Source organism: Streptosporangium becharense (assembly GCF_014204985.1).
GTDB lineage: Bacteria > Actinomycetota > Actinomycetes > Streptosporangiales > Streptosporangiaceae > Streptosporangium > Streptosporangium becharense.
In genome coordinates, this window is sequence record NZ_JACHMP010000001.1 from 5,357,884 (window position 1) to 5,371,832 (window position 13,949).

Here is a 13,949-nt window from a genome sequence, read left to right on the forward strand (position 1 = left end):
GTCGGACCGACCAAGCCCCCTCAAACGAACGACAAGCCGTTCGCCAGTTCCGATCTCTACCCTCGTTCTCGGCCTCCACATCCGGTGCGACGCGAGGCGGGAAGGCCGGTCCAGCATATGAAAGACGCCGAGGAGAGAGATCGTGGCGGGTTCGGGGAACGGTCGGGCGACCGCTGATGCGCGGATCGCCGAGTGTCTGCGGGAGGGGTCGACCGAGCTCGGCCTTGGCGGGCTGGGCCTGGAGACGCTGCCCGACTCCATCGGCGACCTGACCCACCTCGAAAAGCTCGATCTGCGGGAAAATCGGCTGACGACTCTGCCGGAGTCGCTGGGAAACCTCACCGCTCTGGAGCGGCTCGATCTGCAGGACAACCGGCTGGTCGCCCTTCCGGAGTCGCTGGGCAACCTCGACCGCCTCGACACGCTCTACCTGCACGGCAACCGGTTGACCGCCCTGCCCGAGTCGCTGGGCGGCCTCAGGAGCCTGGCCTGGCTCTACCTGTACCGCAACCTGCTGACCACCCTGCCCGACTCGGTGGGCGATCTCACCCGTCTTAAGAGACTCGAACTGTGGGACAACCGGCTGACCGCCCTGCCCGAATCGCTGGGCGGCCTCGGCAGCCTCCACAGGCTCGAACTCCATGACAACCGGTTGACGGCCCTGCCCGAGTCGCTGGGCGGCCTCACGAATCTCAGCACACTGCAACTGCGGAACAACCGGCTGACCGTGCTGCCCGGGTCGCTGGGCGACCTCGCCCGCCTCGCAAAGCTCGACCTGCGGGACAACCAGATCACCGCCCTGCCCGAGTCGCTGGGCGGCCTCACCGCTCTCACCGACCTGGACCTGGGCGGAAACCGGCTCGCCGCCCTGCCGGAGTCGTTGGGCGGCCTCACCGCCCTCATCGACCTGAACTTGAACGACAACCGGCTGACGGAGCTGCCCGAGTCGGTGGGGAACCTCGCCGCCCTGATCCGGCTGTATCTGGGTGGTAACCGGTTGACCACGCTACCCGGCTCGATGGGTCGCCTCACCGGCCTCGAAAAGCTCGATCTGCGGGACAACGAGATCACCGCCCTGCCGGAGTCGTTGGGCGGGCTTCCCCGGCTGACCTGGCTCAACGTGCAAGGCAACCGGCTGACCGCGTTGCCCGAGCGGCGCCGGGACCTGTCGCCCGCGCAGGCCGCGTTGCGTGCGCTGAGCACCTGGTTGCGGGAGCTGCACCGCGAAGCGGGCCGGCCGAGCCTGCACGACCTGGCGGTGCGGATCAACGAGCGCCTGGGGGAGGACGCGGTCGGTCCGGCCACGGTGCACACGGTGCTGCACTGCCGCATCCTGCCCAGCTGGCCGCAGGTGGAGCAGGTGGTGCGGGTGCTGGGCGGGCAGGCCGAGGCGGTGCGGCCGGTGTGGGAGGCCGCCTACGAGGTCTCCCCGGAGCGGGCGGTGGCAGAGGGCCTGTACCGGCCGGTGGGCGGCGACCCGGTCACCGGCCGCGGCGACCGTTCACGGGACCCGGCGCTGTGGTTGTGGGATCCGGCCATCGGCCGTTACGAGGTCCCCGACGGGCCGAGGGTGCCCGACGCCGGCGGCCACGAGTACTTTCCCGGCAGGCACATCCGCCATTGCGGCGCCGTCTACGCGATCGCCTACCACCCCGACGACCGCCTGCTGGCCACCGGGAACGACGAGGGGGAGGTGTGGCTGTGGGACCCGGTCACCGGCGAACCCGTCACCGCCGCGCTGACCGGACACGGCGGCTTCGTCACCGGGCTGGCCTTCCACCCGCACGGCCACCTGCTGGCCAGCGCCGACGGCTGGACGATCCGGTTGTGGAACCCGGTCACCGGCGACCCGGCCGGTGCGGTTCCCGTCCTGTACGAGGGTGGTGTCCGGCGGATCGCCTTCGACCACGAGGGGCACCTGCTGGCCGCGGCCTGCTCCGACGGCACCGTGCGGGTGTGGGACCCGGCCACCGGGGCCCTCGCCGCGGACCCGTTCGCCTGTCCCAGGAAAGAGGTGTGGGCGTTGGCCTTCCGCCCGGGCGGGCGGGTGCTGGTCACCGCCGGCGTCGACGGCACTGACGGCACCGCCACCGACGGCATCGAGGGCGATGGCGAAGACGGCGCCGGCGAAGACGGTGACGGCACCGGCAGTGCCGGTGCGGTGGTGCGGCTGCACGACCTGGACACCGGCGAGTCCGTCACCCGTCCCTTGACCGGACAGGCCGGAGAGATCGTCCTGGCGACCCTCAACCCTGACGCCACCTGGCTCGCCGCCGCCGTCAACGACCCGCTCCGGCCGCACCAGGTCCGCACGGTGCGGCTGTGGGACGTAGGCAGCGGTGAGCCCGTCGCCGACCCGTTCGAGTCTCCCTGCGAGGAGATCTGGGCGATGGCCTTCCATCCCGACGGCCGGCTGCTCGCCGTCGGCGGCAAGCACTGGCGGTACCTCAACTACCGGTTGCAGCTGTGGGACCCGGTCACCGGCTCCCACCAGGCCCTGTACTCGGGCCTGTACGACCAGCCCGACCACGTCCGTACGGTGGCGTTCCATCCCGGCGGCCACGTCCTGGCCACGGGCAGTCACTTCGACACCGACGTGCAGCAGTGGACCCTCGTCGCCGCACCGGTCGGCGCGCCACTGGTCCACCATGGGGAGAGCGTCCGCGGACTGGCCTTCCACCCCGACGGCCACCTGCTCGCCGCCGTGATCGACAGCCGCACGGTGTGGCTCTGGGATCCGGCCACCGGCGCACCCGTCACCGTGCCCCCTGTCGGGCGTGCCGAGGCGGTGGCCTTCCACCCCGGCGGCCGAGTGCTCGCGACCGCCTACAGCGACGAGACCGGTGGAACGGTGCGGTTGTCGGACCTGGTCACCGGCGAGCCCATCGGAGCACCCCTCGCCGGCCACGTTCCCCACGTCTCCGTACGGATCGCATTCCAGCCCGGCGGCCGGTTGCTCGCCACCACCGACCTCATCTGGGCTGATCACATCGACATCGTGTGGCTGTGGGACGTGGACACCGGTGAGCTCGTCGACGGCCTCCCCATGAGCCGGGGGATCCGAAAGATCACCTTCCACCCCGGCGGCCGATGGCTGGCCGTCACCGAGGACGACGGCACGGTGCGGTTGTGGGACCCGTTCACCGGGGAACCCGCCTGCGTGCCCATCCGCACCGGCTACGAGCCGGGGAGCAGGCCCGGCACGGTGGTCTTCCACCCCGACGGCCATCTGCTCGCCACCGCCACCGCCACCGTTACCGGCGACGCCGACGAGGTGCGGCTGTGGGACCCGTTCACCGGTGAACGGGTCGGCACCCTCGCCACCGACCGGCAGTGCGGCGGCGTCGAGGCGGCGGTCTTCCATCCCGGCGGCCGGTTGCTCGCCACCGGCCACGGTGACGGAACGATACGGTTCTGGGACCTGCCCACCGGCGAACCCGTCGGCGCTCCCCTCATCGGGCATCCCGGTGCCGTCACGTCGCTGGCCTTCCATCCCGCCGGGCATCTGCTGGCCGCCGCCGACGCCGCCGGGACGGCCCGGCTCTGGATCGAGACGCCGCACGGGTGACCTGCCCCGGTCGGCCCGCGCTGCGGAGCCCGTCTCACCCCTGGGGCCGTCTCACCCGAACGGGTGCGTGCCGGCCGGCGACGGCGTCCAGTCGCCGAGGTGGGTCCGGACGGTTCGCTCGGCGGCCTGCTCGGCGGTCAGCTGGGGCCTGTTCTCGGGGACGGGGATCGCGGCTCCCGGACCGGAGTTGCGGTACTCGCCGAACCTGGCCTCCTGCCAGGGGTAGCCGGAGCTCATGTTCACGTACGGCGCGGCGGTGTCGATCGCGGGGCCGATCCGGGTCTCGCGTACGGTCAGCATCGGGACGGCGGTGGGGTCGCTGCTCGGTCGCCAGGGGCGGGCGAGGCCGTAGGAGCCGTCGGGGACGTCACCGGTGACGCGGCACCTGCTCGCCAGGTAGCCGTGCGGGTTGGCGCCGGCGGTGCTCGGCGCGAACACGTACCCGTAGGGCCTGAACGTCACGTCCCGGGGCAGCGCGCGCAGTTCGCACCGGTCGAAGACGGCGGTGGCGCGGCCGAAGACGAAGTCGACGTCGCCCTCGATGTGGCAGTCGCGGTAGTACTGCCGGGCGAACGAGGTGAGAGCGCGGGTGTCGGCGTACAGCGTGTCCTGGTGGCCCAGGAAGCGGCAGGACCAGAAGGCGGAGCGGTCACCCATGATCTTCGCGGCGACGGCCTGCGTCCCGGTGATCTCCGGGTGGTCGGCGCGCAGCCAGTCGTTGGCGAAGGTCACGTGGGAGGCGGTGAAGCCGTCGGCCTGGACCGTGGTGGTGGCGCTGCCGCTGGTGCCGTACGTGCCGCCGCCGGGCTTGGGCGTCCCGGCGGCGTTGTCGAAGACGATGACGACGTCGCGGGCGTCCCGGGTGGCGCCGACGAAGGTCAGGCCGGTCTTGGCCTGGGGCACCAGGACCGTCTCGCGGTAGGTCCCGGCCGCGATCACCAGGGTCCAGCCCTGCTCCGGGGCGTCCGGCGTCGCGGTGACGGCCGCCTGGACGGTGGTGTGGTCGCCCCGGCCCTGGGCGTCGACGTACAGGGTGCGCTCGTTCAGCCTGCGGAGCGGTGACCCGTACCGCCCGAAGGGACGCCGGTGGGCGGTCCCGGCCGCCGCTCCGGCCGCCGCTCCGGTGGCCGGGACGAGCGCGAGGCCGAGGGCCGTGGTCGCGGCTCCGGCCAGCACCTGACGCCGGCCGAACAACGGGCTCTGGGGCGACATGGTCACACTCCCGTGTCACATATGCGGAAAGGTTTCACATATAAGAACACCTGGAAGTTAGATAAACCTGGCGGTGGTGTCAACAGTGGGAATCCGCCACCCGGTAGGTAACCGGAAACCGGAGTGACGCGGCGGAACCTGAAACCAGGAAGATGTGGTGGACCGGGGCCGGATTCGGGGCGATGGGTCCGGCTTCCCGCCCGGAAAATCCCTCGCTCCGTGATACCGCTTTACAGGCGGGCCGAAAAGGGTGAGGTCTGATGACCGCGTATCCCGTGCGAGGCGATCGGGTCTACCTTTTCGGGACGCTCCGGCGGTTTTTGTGAACTCTTTAATATGGCGCTGCTCGGACCGTATCAGGTGTTTCTCGTATTTCGGAATGTCGAGGGTTGTTCGGCGGAGGCGCCGATGATTAACCTGTCGCAGGGGCCGGGGGGCCGCCTCTTGATCTGTTTCTGTACGGCGAGCCATACGGGGAGATCTTCGTGGCCGACCTCGATCGCGAAGCGATGCGAGCGGTGGTGGAACGGATCCAACGGCTGTCGGACGAACACTGGTGGGCACTCGACCACTCCTGCCGCCTGATGGCGGACAACGCGTGGATGGGGCCCACGGGAAGCAAGTTCGGCACCGACGTCCAGGCCGACCAGCGCGAGCTGCGCGACCAGCTCGCCCGGGCGGTGCACAGCGCTCAGCGGAAGCTGGCGTCACTGCCGGACAAGACGACATGACCGGCTCAGGCTTCAGCGGGGTCAAGCAACCCGAGTTCGACACGATGACCGGCAAGCACACCCAGGCGGCTGGGCAACTGGAACGGCTGGCGCAGACCCTGTACGCGGAACTCCAGCGCGCCGGGCTGGACACCGCGCCGGCGCTGCGTATCCGCGAGCTGGCCGGCCGGGTCGGCAAGCAGGCCGAGGACCTGCGGCGCCGGCAGACGCTGATCCGCGAGATGGAGCAGCAGAAGGTCAGCTTCGGGACCTCCCGCCCCGAAGGCTCCTTCCTGGAGATGCCCGACGGGCTCGACGCGGCGCAGGGGCTGCTGGACGGAACGGTGGCGTCCAACGCGGCGCTGCTGGCCGCGGGCGGCGACGCCAAGGCACTCGCCCAGTTGCAGAAGTACGCGAAACGGGCCGGTGACCCGGAGTTCGTCAAGGCGTTCCTGCGGAAGCTGGGGGCCAAGGGCATCACCGAACTCCCCGGCTCGCTCGCGGCGCAACTGCGCGACCGCCTCAACCACGGCGACTCGGCGAGCGTGGACCGCCTCTCCGCGCAGGGCAAGGACGCCCTGCGCCTGCTGAGCGCGGCGCTCGCCCGGGGGACGGACCCGAAGAACAAGGCGTACATGGGCGACGACTTCCTCAAGAAACTCGCGGCGCAGGGCAGGGCACAGCACACCTTCGGTGACACGAAGTACGGGGGATACCAGGCTCAGGCGCTCATCTGGCGGGCACACGAGGGGAAACCGCCGTTCTCCGCACGGTTCATGGAGGTGGTCGGCAGCGACGTGGTCGCCTACGAGCACGAGCAGTACAAGAACCGGTGGGCGGCGAGCAAGGACGTGCTCGGTGAGGTGATCGGCGGTGGCCGCCAGGTCCCGCTGTTCGACCTGGGTGCGGCGCTGGGCCTGGGCACCCTACTGCACACCGGGCAGAAGACGTGGAGAGACGCGACCAAGAAGGTCAGGCCGGCGGTACTGGAAGATCTGCTCCACATAGCGTCGACCAGCAAGGAGTCGTCCCAGGCCCTGCTGAGCCGGACCCCGCCCGGCTGGAAGCACTCCGTGCTCACCCACCTGCTGACGACGCGGCTGCGTGCCTTCCGCTACACCGGCTCCTACGGGACGTTCGTCAACGTGCTGCTGAACACCACGACGGACCAGGACGCCACCTCCAAGAAGCTGGCCGCCGAGATGATCAAAACCCTGGGCGGGGAGATCCGCAAGTCCTTCGGCAAGGCGGACACCGGCAACCTGGCGATCACCAACAGGGGTGAACTCGACCGGCACGACTTCCTGCGCTACCCGCTCGCCCGTGCCATGGCGGCCAACATCGACCAGTTCTCCGAACTCCTCATCCACCACGGCACCTTCGACAAGGCCGACGCCACCGACCTGTCCTATGCGCTGGCCCTGGCCGCCCGGGACGACAAGGGCTTCGAGGCGTTGGTCCGGGCCCAGACCGAGCACATGAAGGCGGCACTCGCCACCGTGCCCCCGCTCGGCCTGAAGAAGTCGAACCTCAAGGAACTCGGCTTCACCGAGGCCGACCTGAAGAAGTTCGACTTCGACGACGACGGCAAGGTCGGCAAGGACGACGTCAGGCAGTTCCTCGTCGACAGGATCGTCTCCGAGGCCCGTCCCTTCTCACACATCGTGGAGATCCGCCGCCAGGCGTTGATCGCCGAGGGACTGGACGACAAGAAGGCGTCCGAGGCACTGCGCACCATGGTGCGCGACGCGGTCGGGGTGCTCCCGGTTCCCGGCTCCCGGTGGGTCGGCGCGCAGGCCGAAGGCGCTCTCAGCAAGCTGATGACCAACGTGTACGAGAAGACCTGGGGGATCGCCTACGACGAAGGCGCCAAGCAGGCCGCACGACTGGCGGCGGAGGGCACGCCGAAGCTGGACGAGTCATACCGGACGCTGGCGAACGACCGGATCGGGGTGGAGAGACTGGCGGAACAGATGATCGCCACGGCAATGCTGGAGAAGGGGATGCTGGATGACGTCGAACTCGAAGGTCAATCTTTCTTCGTTGGAGCCCCGCCGAAGATCAAGTCTTTCACTGAGATGAGTCCAGGTGACTATAAAGAATTCCTTGAGTGGGTTAATGAGAACAGTGGAAGTGCCGACCTGCTTGAGCGATTTAGGGGGACATTCCGTATAACCAGCGAGGTGGATGACTATCTCAGCCTTCAGATCCCATCCTCCAAGGGAGACGGTAAGTGAAGCTTCTCCGGCGAGGTGGCGTACTGGCTGCTGTCATGCTTCTCATCTCGGCTTGTACGCCAGATGAGGCGATCGTTTCCACGCCTGCTCCTGTCATCCCGGTTGTCGATTCGGCCCCCTATCTTTGCGGGCTTGTTCCCGAACAGGGGCTTCGCTTGGTCAGTGGTGTAAAGACGTTACTGAACGAGGAGAGCACCGGTAGTAAGGAGACCGGTAGTTGTTGGACACAGGATGCTCTACCTGACTCGTTACGAGTGGCGTGGACACAGGAAACCGCCAAGACGAAGCGCGACCATATCGACTTCCTCATGGATGACAGGCGTGCCGTTTTCACGCGGTATGGGGCGACGAAGCTGCCTGGGGACCTCGGCGAGGGTTACGCGGCGTATTTCCCGATTGTTCAGGCCGAAGACCAACATTACCGGGTGGTCGCGGGGTTCTCCTGTGGCGGCAAAAAGCGGATCCTCGACCTCTACCTCGCCCAGATCGCCAAGGGCCGGGACGGGATCAGGGACATGATCGAGCTGATGCGGATCGCGCAGAAGCGCTACGGCCGGCTCCACAAGTGCACGCCCGGTGAGTAGCTCGAGAGCCTTGACACCCTCGATCCGGAACGCGAACGAAGCGGCCGGGTATCTGTGATCGCGCTCCGTGTGATGCGAACGCGGGATCGCCTGCCGAGGGGAGGGGTTCGCCCTGCGCGGGCGTCGGGAACCTCGTCAGGTGATCCGGCGTGACCTGACAGGGGTCAGATGACGCACTCGACCGCTTCACGGCTTCGCCAGTTGGAACCAGACCACGCGGCCGGACAAGGTCTCGTACCAGCCCCAGGCGGTGGCCACCTCCTGGACCAGCCACAGCCCGCGACCGCCGCCGCTGTCGGGGCTCACATCCGGGCGGGCGTGAGGACGACGTTCGGTCGATCCGCCGTCGATCACGTCGACGTGGAGCGTTCCGAGATGGTCGGCGACGGCCACGATCACTCTCCCGCCGGGGGTGCGGCCGGAGTCGGAGTGGCGTACGGCGTTGGTGAAGAGTTCGCTGACGAGCAGCAGCGCGTCGTCGGCGCGGGCGTGGTCGACGCCCTTGAGCAGGTCGCGGACATAGCGCCGGGCACGGGGGACGGCCGCGACCTCGGCGGGCAGGTCGACCTGTCCCAGTAATCCCAGCGCTCTCACCGCGCCGCCTCCAGGATCCGCTCGGCCGCCACCCGCATCTTGGTACGGCCCCATTGATCACGATTCGGCTGGGCACAGTACCGGGGCCAGGTGAACACCGAGGTACGGCCCCGCTGCGCGGTCGTAGCCCTGGGCCGGCCCGGTGACAGGAAGATCTGCACGCTCGGTGGCTCGTCGGACGGGAACCGGACCACGGAGTCGAACCCGAGAGCACTCAACTCCCAGGCCAGCTCCACCAACCGTCCATCCCACCCTTCGAGATCACGTGTCTTCATCCGCTCGCCTACCCTTCCGCCTGTGGTGTTTGGTCACGCATCGTCCTGATTTGCGTGCCGCTACGACTGTTGGCATTGCAACACCACCAGATATTTCATCGAGTACGCTCAGTTAGCAACTGATTCTGCAAAGTTACCGTTCGATTCTTTCTGGAGTTCCAGTGCGACGGAATGGTGTCGAACGGCACACTGTCCGTAGTCATCTGGGGAGGTTGATGTGGCAGGAGGGCGTGGCCCCACTGTTCGACGTCGGCGGCTGGCCAGCGAACTACGCAGGCTGCGTGAGCGCAAAGCGCTGACGATCGAGGAAGCTGCTGAGCGTGTGGGCTGGTCCACCGCGAAGGTCTCGCGGATTGAGACGGCCCGAGTCGGGATCACATCCCCAGATCTCACTCGTCTGCTCGATCTGTACGAACTTGACGCGGGCAAGCGGACCGTCCTGCATGCGCTGGCGAGAACGGCGCGTACGAAGGGATGGTGGGACGCCTACACCGACTCTCTGCCCAGCGACTATGCGACTTACATTCAGCTTGAGGCGGAGGCCGCGTTCATCCGCAGCTTCGACGGCATGCTCGTCCATGGTCTGCTCCAGACTGAGGACTACGCCCGGGAGGTCATTCGTTCGGCTCTCATGGCTCTGTCTCCACCTGCAGAGGTCGATCGACGTGTCGAAGTTCGTATGACTCGCCAGAACCTCCTGCTGCGCGAGGAGAACCCTCTTCGGTTCTGGACGGTGATTGATGAGGCTGTCCTCGCTCGACGGGTCGGCTCAGCAGAGACCATGCGCGGCCAGTACGCCAAGCTTGCTGAGTTCGCTGGCCGAGACAACATCACGATCCAGGTGTTGCCGTTCAGCGCAGGAGTTCACCCCGCCACCGCTGGGACGTTCGCCATCATGGAGTTTCGTGAGCCTTACGACCCTGACGTGGTGTACGTCGAGAGCATGACGAGTAGTCTGTATGTAGAAAAAGATGCTGAAATGTACTGGTATACGCTCGCGTTTGACCACCTTCGGGCGGTGGCACTCGGCCCCGACGAGTCGAGAGCGTTGATCTCAGAGATGGCCGAGAAGTCCTCCTGAGAAATAGCTTCTACTTGATCGGAAAGGCTAGGCTCCAAAGTGGACGTGTCTCGCATCGTGTGGCTTAAGAGCAGTCTTAGCGGTAACGGTTCTAATTGCGTGGAAGTTGGTATCTGGCGTAAGAGCTCCCTAAGTGGCAACGGCCCAGACTGCGTCGAAGTCATGCTCGCCGACACCGCCTCCACCACCACCGAACCCACCACCGACGCCGACCACCTCTTCCTGGTCCGTGACTCCAAGGACCCCGACGGCCCGGTCCTGTCCTTCACCCCCACCGAATGGGACGCCTTCATCACCGGCATCAAGGGCGGTGCCTTCACCGATCCGGCCTGATCGTCCAGATGCTCGCGATCTCACCCTTCCCCGCCGCCGGTGGGGAAGGGTGAGACGAGCGCGGGGATGTGTGACCCGGGTCTCCGGATGCCACCGGATGGGCACGATAGTCCGGTGGCATCCGGAGACGGAGGCATGAGCACCCGCCGCTACGCCTTCGGTGCCCATTCGTTGGCGAAGGTCTCCATCTGCTTGATGACGAGGTCCACGGCCTGGCGCTCCTCCTCCGGCGGGTAGTCGAACTTCGCCAGCAGCCGCCGGACGCGGGTGCGCAGCTTGGCCCGTACGGGCTCCCGGGAGAGCCAGTCGACGCTCAGGTTCTTGCGGATGTCCGCGACCAGCGCGCGGGCGATCTCGGCGAGGGTGTCGTCGCCCATCAGGGCCCGGGCCATACCGTGCTGGGCCACGGCGTCGTAGAAGGCGAGTTCGGCGTGGTTGAGCGGGGGGTCGAAGCGCTCGCCGCGCCGGGCGTCCGCGGAGACCTCCCGGGCCATGGCGACCAGCTCGGCGATCAGCTCTGCACTGCTGAGCTGCTGCCGCATATACCGGATCATCAGGTCTTCGAGGCGCTCGGTGAAGCTCTCCCGGCGGACGATGTTGTGCCGGGTCACCTCACGCATCTTCTGCTGGATCAACCGGCGCAGGGCCTCGGCGGCCAGGTGCGGCGTCTCCGACTCCTGGAGTCTGCGCAGGTGCTCATCGTTGAGCCGGGTGATGTCGAGCAGCCCGATGCCGGCCTCGGCGTACAGGTCGGTGATCTCCTCGGCGTCGACGACGGAGGCGGCCAGCTGCGACAGGTAGAGGTTGACCTCGTCGGCCACCGGTTTGCCGGCGGCCTCGCGGTCTGCGACGTCCAGCTTCACCATCCGGGCCCGCACCTCGACGAAGAAGGCGATGTCTCGGCGCCACGTCTTCAGGTCCTCGAAGCGCTCGGAGATCTCCCGGCTCATCGCGCACAGCCGGTGGAAGCGCTCCAGGCGGGTGGCGCTCTCCTTGAAACGGGTGGAGAGCGGCTTGGCGTCGCCCTCCACCTGGTTGCCGGGTGTGCGCGGGTTGCGTAGATACTCGGTCACTCGGCGCAGGGTGTGCAGGCGCGGCTCGGGGTGAGAGGTGTCGGTGAGCAACGCCCGCCAGTCGACACCGGCGAGCTGGCCGCAGATGGTCGTGTACTCGTTGCGGACCTCGGTGATGGCGCGGTCGATGTCCTTGCCCAGAGTCTGGTCCTGCTGGTCGCTCGGGGTGTACTCCGCCAGGGCCTTCTTCAGGTTCTCGGTGAGCGGGGCGTAGCCGACGAGCAGGCCGTCCTGCTTGCCGCGGAAACGGCGGTTGACCCGGGCCAGGGCCTGCATCAGGTTCGCACCCCGCACGGGCCGGTCCATGTAGAGGGTGTGGATCGGCGGCGCGTCGTAGCCGGTGAGCAGCATCGAGTGGACGATCAACAGCTCCAGCTCGTCGTCGGGGTCCTTGGCGCGGGCCTGGACGGCCCTGTGCTGGGAGGGACGCAGGGCGTGCTCGCGCAGGTGCTTTGGATCGCTGGGATCACCGTGGAAGACGATCTTCATCTTGCCCTTGTCGACCGCCTCGTCGGCCCAGTCGGGCCGCAGGTCGGCGAGGGCGTCGTAGAGCCTGACGCAGACCTCCCGGCTGACGCAGACGACCATCGCCTTGCCCGGCCCGCCGATCTGCGGACGCATCAGCTCCGACCGCTTCTCCCAGTGGGCGACCAGGTCCTCGGCGAGGGTCTTGATCCGGTCGGGTGCGCCGTAGACGTTGGTCATCTGGGCGGCGTACTGCATGGCCCGGCGACGCTCGGCGTCGTCCAGGTTGGCGGTCAGCGCGTCGGCCTTCTGGTCGATGGTCTCCGGGTCTACGTCCGGAGGCAGCGAGACCGGGATGAGCCGCGGCTCGTGGTAGACCCGGACGGTCGCCTCGTCGTCCACGGCCCGCTTGAGGTCGTAGACGTCGATGTACTCACCGAACACCTCGCGCGTGTTGACGTCGGCCCTGGAGATGGGCGTGCCGGTGAAGGCGATGAGCGTGGCGTGCGGCAGGGCGTCGCGCAGGTGGCGGGCGTAGCCGTCGAGGCTGTCGTAGTGGCTGCGGTGCGCCTCGTCCACGATGACCAGGATGTTGCGCCGATCGGACAGGAGCGGGTGGTCGATGCCCGCCTCCTTCTCCTGCTTGGTACGGCCGAACTTCTGCAGGGTGGTGAAGACGATCCCGCCGGTGCGGCGGCGGGTCAGCTCGTCGCGGAGCTCCTCGCGGCTCTGGACCTGGACCGGGGTCTGCCCCAGGAGGACCTGGCTGTCGGTGAAGGTGCCGAACAGCTGGTCGTCGAGGTCGTTGCGGTCGGTGATGACGACGATCGTCGGGTTGTTGAGCGCGGGCTGCCGGGAGGCCAGCGCGCTGACGCACACCATCTCCTCCGACTTGCCGGAACCCTGGGTGTGCCAGACCACGCCGGCCTGCCCGTTGCTCCGCGACGCCTCGACGATGGAGGCGACGGCCCTGGTGACGGCGTGATACTGGTGCGGCTTGGCGATGCGCTTGCCGGTCGGCGTGAAGTTGACGAAGTTCTCGGCGAGGGTCAGGAAGCGCCGCTGCCCGAACAGGCCGTGCAGGGCGAGGAACATCGCCTCCTCGCCGTCGTAGCCGAGTGCGCCGGTGTCGACGCGCTCGCCGTTCTCGACAATGTTCCACGGTGCGAAGTGCTCGTACGGAGTGAACGGCGTGCCGTACTTGGCGGTGACGCCGTCGGAGACCATGCAGAGCACGTTGTAGCGGAACGCGAGCGGGAACTCGTCGAGGTAGGTGCCGAGCTGGGCGTGCGCGTCCTTGAGGGTGGCGTGCTCGTCGGCGGCGCTCTTCAGCTCGATGACGGCCAACGGCAGCCCGTTGACGTAGAGGACGACGTCGAAGCGGCGCCTATGCTCGCCGTCGATGACGGTGACCTGGTTGACGGCGCGGTAGGTGTTCCTGTTCGGGTCGCGCAGGTCGACGAGGCGGACGGTCGGGGTGTGCTCCGCGCCGAACTCGTCGGTGTAGGTGACGGCCCGGATGCCGGAGATCAGATGCTCGTGGGCGAGCCGGTTCTCGGCGAACGCCTCACGGGACTTGGGGGTGGTGGCGACCCCCAGGGCCTCGTGCACGGCGGCGGGCGGCAACTCGGGGTTGAGCCGCTCGATCGCGGCCCGCAGCTCGTCGTGGAGGACCAGGTCGTCCCACGTGACACGGCCACCGGAGCCGGGTGCGATCCCCTTGCCCTCTCCCGGCTCCCAGCTGAGCTTCCCGAGCTCCTCCAGGGCGAGCCTCTCCCAGACGGCCTCGGTCATCTTGCCGTTGTGCATGCCGCCGG

Annotated in this window: 10 protein-coding genes; 6 read left to right on the forward strand and 4 right to left on the reverse strand. The window is 68.0% G+C overall.

Features of this window, described 5'->3' with window-relative positions:
* The first annotated feature begins 142 nt into the window (after positions 1-142).
* Entirely contained in the window at positions 143-3,568 is a 3,426-nt protein-coding gene (locus F4562_RS23500) for a leucine-rich repeat domain-containing protein (RefSeq protein ID WP_184541120.1), read from the forward strand.
* A gap of 51 nt (positions 3,569-3,619) precedes the next feature.
* Here the strand turns inward: F4562_RS23500 and F4562_RS23505 are convergent, their stop codons facing one another.
* A complete protein-coding gene (locus F4562_RS23505) occupies positions 3,620-4,780 on the reverse strand; it encodes a pectinesterase family protein (RefSeq protein ID WP_184541119.1) in 1,161 nt (386 codons plus the stop codon).
* A gap of 485 nt (positions 4,781-5,265) precedes the next feature.
* Between F4562_RS23505 and F4562_RS23510 the strand changes: the two genes are divergently transcribed.
* Genes F4562_RS23510 through F4562_RS23520 form a run of 3 tightly spaced genes read left to right on the forward strand, consistent with a single transcriptional unit; the run spans position 5,266 to position 8,311 of the window.
* Entirely contained in the window at positions 5,266-5,511 is a 246-nt protein-coding gene (locus F4562_RS23510; protein ID WP_184541118.1) for a hypothetical protein, read from the forward strand.
* Positions 5,508-7,727, forward strand: a complete 2,220-nt coding sequence (locus F4562_RS23515) for a hypothetical protein (RefSeq protein WP_184541117.1) — start codon at positions 5,508-5,510, stop codon at positions 7,725-7,727. The genes F4562_RS23510 and F4562_RS23515 overlap by 4 nt, the downstream gene beginning before the upstream one ends.
* Positions 7,724-8,311 (forward strand): hypothetical protein, encoded by a 588-nt coding sequence (locus F4562_RS23520; RefSeq protein WP_184541116.1) that lies wholly within the window; start codon positions 7,724-7,726, stop codon positions 8,309-8,311. The genes F4562_RS23515 and F4562_RS23520 overlap by 4 nt, the downstream gene beginning before the upstream one ends.
* 186 nt (positions 8,312-8,497) lie before the next feature.
* Here F4562_RS23520 and F4562_RS23525 read toward each other — a convergent pair whose 3' ends face one another.
* Positions 8,498-8,905: an ATP-binding protein gene (locus F4562_RS23525; RefSeq protein ID WP_184541115.1), complete on the reverse strand. Its 408-nt coding sequence runs from the start codon at positions 8,903-8,905 to the stop codon at positions 8,498-8,500.
* Complete coding sequence (locus tag F4562_RS23530; RefSeq protein WP_184541114.1) at positions 8,902-9,180, reverse strand: hypothetical protein; 279 nt, start codon at positions 9,178-9,180, stop codon at positions 8,902-8,904. Before F4562_RS23530 ends, F4562_RS23525 begins: the two co-directional genes overlap by 4 nt.
* A gap of 217 nt (positions 9,181-9,397) precedes the next feature.
* Between F4562_RS23530 and F4562_RS23535 the strand changes: the two genes are divergently transcribed.
* Positions 9,398-10,261 carry a helix-turn-helix domain-containing protein gene (locus F4562_RS23535; RefSeq protein WP_184541113.1) on the forward strand — a complete coding sequence of 288 codons (864 nt, stop codon included), beginning with the start codon at positions 9,398-9,400 and terminating at the stop codon, positions 10,259-10,261.
* A 99-nt stretch (positions 10,262-10,360) separates the two neighbouring features.
* Entirely contained in the window at positions 10,361-10,594 is a 234-nt protein-coding gene (locus F4562_RS23540; RefSeq protein ID WP_312872160.1) for a DUF397 domain-containing protein, read from the forward strand.
* A 149-nt stretch (positions 10,595-10,743) separates the two neighbouring features.
* Here the strand turns inward: F4562_RS23540 and F4562_RS23545 are convergent, their stop codons facing one another.
* The gene (locus tag F4562_RS23545) at positions 10,744-13,941 is read right to left on the reverse strand and encodes a type I restriction endonuclease subunit R (protein WP_246473529.1); all 3,198 of its coding nucleotides are present in this window, start codon (positions 13,939-13,941) and stop codon (positions 10,744-10,746) included.
* Between the last annotated feature and the right edge of the window lie 8 nt (positions 13,942-13,949).

Coding starts and splice junctions, on each gene's coding strand:
- F4562_RS23505 (WP_184541119.1), bottom strand. CDS start 4,780: ATGTCGCCCCAGAGCCCGTTGTTCGGCCGGCGTCAGGTGCTGGCCGGA.
- F4562_RS23515 (WP_184541117.1), top strand. CDS start 5,508: ATGACCGGCTCAGGCTTCAGCGGGGTCAAGCAACCCGAGTTCGACACG.
- F4562_RS23530 (WP_184541114.1), bottom strand. CDS start 9,180: ATGAAGACACGTGATCTCGAAGGGTGGGATGGACGGTTGGTGGAGCTG.
- F4562_RS23545 (WP_246473529.1), bottom strand. CDS start 13,941: ATGCACAACGGCAAGATGACCGAGGCCGTCTGGGAGAGGCTCGCCCTG.